The sequence below is a fragment of the Pseudomonas sp. RW10S2 genome (assembly GCF_014268985.1).
GTDB lineage: Bacteria > Pseudomonadota > Gammaproteobacteria > Pseudomonadales > Pseudomonadaceae > Aquipseudomonas > Aquipseudomonas wayambapalatensis.
The window spans coordinates 1-3,027 of record NZ_JABWRO010000219.1 but is presented as its reverse complement, the minus strand read 5'-3'; the positions used below and the strand labels follow the sequence as shown (position 1 = coordinate 3,027).

The following is a 3,027-nucleotide window of genomic DNA, read 5'->3' as shown; positions in this document are numbered from 1 at the left end:
AAAAAAAAAACCCCCCCCCCCGGGGGGGGGTTTCGGTGCCAGTACGCGCTAGCCCGCCAATCCGATAATGGCGGTAATAATAATCAGGCCGAAGGTGCGCACAGGCGAGTAGGTATTCATGGTGTAGGAACTTATCCCGCCAAACCGTAGGAAGTCAACATTCAGCAACGCGCCTGTTGCTGTGCCGACAGCGGCACGTCGAAGACCTTGTCAAAGCCCCACTGGAAGACGAAGGCATAGACGAAGAAGAACACGAACAGTGCCAGGTTGGTGAGCAACGCGCTCCACAGGCTGATATCCAGCCAGAACGCCACCAGCGGCAGCAGGATCAACACCAGGCCGCCCTCGAAACCCAGGGCGTGCAGCAGGCGTCGGAACCAGGTGCGGGTACGCTGCGCCTGGCGTGCTTCCCAGCGCTCGAACGCCCAGTTGTAGCCCATGTTCCAGCTCATGGCGATACCCGACATCAGGATCGAAAGTATCGTCGAATGGGCCATGCCGGCGTCGAACATCAGCGACAGCGCAGGCGCCACGCACGCCACGGCGATGACTTCGTAGAGAATGGCCTGGACGACCTTGCGGGCCTTGCCTTGCATGGGGCACTCCTTGGCGGAAACGGAAGGAGACGGTACGCCGGTTCAGGCACCGGTTCAAGCACAGGAATCGTGTGGAAAAATCGTTAGGCTGCTTTCTTTTACCCCTCGAGCCAGCCATGATTGCTGCACCGCCGCCCGCGAACACAGCCATGACCGCCCCAGCCCCTACGCCCGTCAGCTCCACCGCCCTGACCCTGCAGATCCTTTCGATCGTGTTCTACACCTTCATCGCCTTCCTGTGCATCGGCCTGCCCATCGCGGTGCTGCCCGGCCATGTACACGACCAGTTGGGCATGGGTGCGGTGATCGCCGGCCTGACCATCGGCTTGCAGTACCTCGCCACCTTGCTCAGCAGGCCCTTCGCCGGTCGCGTGGCCGACAGCCTGGGTGGCAAGCAGGCGATTCGCTATGGGCTGTATGGCATTGCCGGTTGCGGCGTGCTGACCCTGCTGTCGGCCTGGTCCCTCGCCCTGCCCTCGTTGAGCCTGGGATTACTGCTGGCCGGGCGTGTGCTGCTGGGGGTCGCCCAAGGCCTGATCGGCGTCGCCACGTTGAGCTGGGGTATCGGCCAGGTCGGTGCCGAGCATACCGCCCGGGTGATCTCATGGAACGGTATTGCGTCCTATGGCGCCATCGCCATCGGTGCGCCCGCCGGGGTGGTGATGGTCGGCCAACTGAGCTTCACTGCCCTCGGCCCGGCCTTGCTGGTGATGGCGCTGCTGGCCCTGTGGGTGCTGCGCGGCCGCCCGGACGTGGTGGTGGTGCGCGGTGAACGCCTGCCTTTCTGGTCGGCCTTCGGCCGCGTTGCGCCCTGCGGCATGGGGCTGACACTGGCGTCGATCGGCTACGGCACCCTGACCACCTTCGTCACCCTCTACTACCTGGAGCAAGGCTGGGTCGGCGCGGCCTGGTGCCTGAGCGCCTTCGGCCTGTGCTTCATCGTCTCGCGGCTGCTGTTCGTCAACGCGGTCAACCGCTTCGGCGGCTACAACGTAGCGATCGCGTGCATGGCCACCGAAGTGCTGGGGCTGACCCTGCTCTGGCTGGCACCGGCACCGGGATGGGCGTTGGTTGGAGCGGGGCTCACCGGCTTTGGCCTGTCACTGGTGTACCCGGCGCTGGGCGTGGAGGCGATCAGGCAGGTCCCCAGCGCCAGTCGGGGCGCGGGGCTTGGGGCCTACGCGGTGTTCTTCGACCTGGCATTGGGCCTGGCCGGCCCGGTGATGGGCGCGGTAGCCGTGCACCTGGGTTATGCGTCGATCTTCTGCGTGGCGGCGCTGCTGGCGCTATCAGGGGTGGGCCTGATCCTGCTGCTGGCCCGCCGCGCCGGCCGCGACTGAGCGCTCGGCGGGCTCCGGGGCACCCAGGGCCTGGCTGAAGAACGCCGCCGTCTCGCTCTGCAGGCCCCGGTGCACCTGGCGCCGGTCGATGCCGTCGGCATCCTTGCACAGCACCGCCATGCGCTGGCGCTGTTCGTCGTCGCAGGGGGCCATGAACACGAAATGCCCAGCACCGGACAACAGCCGGTAGTCGGGCGTGACCGGCAACTTGCGCGCCAGGGCGCTGGCGTTGCGGTCGACAGCCAGCAGCTGGTCCTGGTCGCCGCTGTAGATCAGTGCGGGCACATGCACACCGGCCAGGGCATGGCGGCCAAACATCAGGCTCAACGGTGCCATCAGCATCACCGCGCCGACACGCGGGTCGGACTGCGGGGTCAACTCGCTGCGGTCGGCGATCAGCACGCCGTGGGTCTTGCAGGCATCGGCATCCATCGGCCGTTCCAGGCAATAGTCGCGCAGCCGTTCAAGGTCTGGCTGGGCGCCCGACAGGATCAACGCGGTCTCCCCGCCTGCCGAGTAGCCGATCACGCCAACCTTGCCCTGGTTGAGGTAAGGGCTGAGCAGGTGATCTGCACGTGCAGCGGTGATCGCGGCGCTGACCTGCAAGGGCCGGCCATAGAGGTTGCTAAGCTTGCCCAGCCGACTGTGGTCACGAAGGTTGTCGCCCGGGTGGGTGACGGCCACCACCACGAAGCCCTGGCGGGCCAGTGAGGTTGCCAGGTCGTGCAACGCCAACGGGGTGCCGGTATTGCCATGGGAGACCACCAGCAGCGGGAACTGGCCCATGGCGACCGGCGCCTCTTCGGCCACCCGCAGGGTGTAGCCTTCGATGCGCGTAGGCCGCGCCGGGCTGCTGCTGGGATAGAACACCAAGGCCTGCATGGGCTGTGCGTCCACCGGATCGGCAAGCGTGAGACGATGCAGGCCGGCCACCCAGGGTGAAGCCTCGGCACGGGCCAGCAGGCCGCCAAGCAGGAGCAACGTCAACAGGGCACGGGTTTTCATCGCGAGCGTCTCTCCCCTCGAGGCGGACGGGTAGCATAAGCATAGAAGCTACGCGATGGACGACAGATGAAACATCCATGAAAAAA

The 3,027-nt window shown here is 65.9% G+C and carries 3 protein-coding genes; 1 reads left to right on the top strand and 2 read right to left on the bottom strand.

Annotated features, from left to right (window positions below; translation table 11 throughout):
* Positions 1-161: 161 nt before the first annotated feature.
* Positions 162-596, bottom strand: a complete 435-nt coding sequence (locus tag HU729_RS25260) for a PACE efflux transporter (RefSeq protein WP_054893942.1) — start codon at positions 594-596, stop codon at positions 162-164.
* 149 nt (positions 597-745) lie between these two features.
* Between HU729_RS25260 and HU729_RS25255 the strand changes: the two genes are divergently transcribed.
* The gene (locus tag HU729_RS25255) at positions 746-1,936 is read left to right on the top strand and encodes an MFS transporter (protein WP_186711899.1); all 1,191 of its coding nucleotides are present in this window, start codon (positions 746-748) and stop codon (positions 1,934-1,936) included.
* On the opposite strand, the gene HU729_RS25250 is transcribed toward HU729_RS25255, so the two are convergent.
* Positions 1,886-2,941: a dienelactone hydrolase gene (locus HU729_RS25250; RefSeq protein ID WP_186711898.1), complete on the bottom strand. Its 1,056-nt coding sequence runs from the start codon at positions 2,939-2,941 to the stop codon at positions 1,886-1,888. The two genes, HU729_RS25255 and HU729_RS25250, sit on opposite strands and share 51 nt — an antisense overlap.
* Between the last annotated feature and the right edge of the window lie 86 nt (positions 2,942-3,027).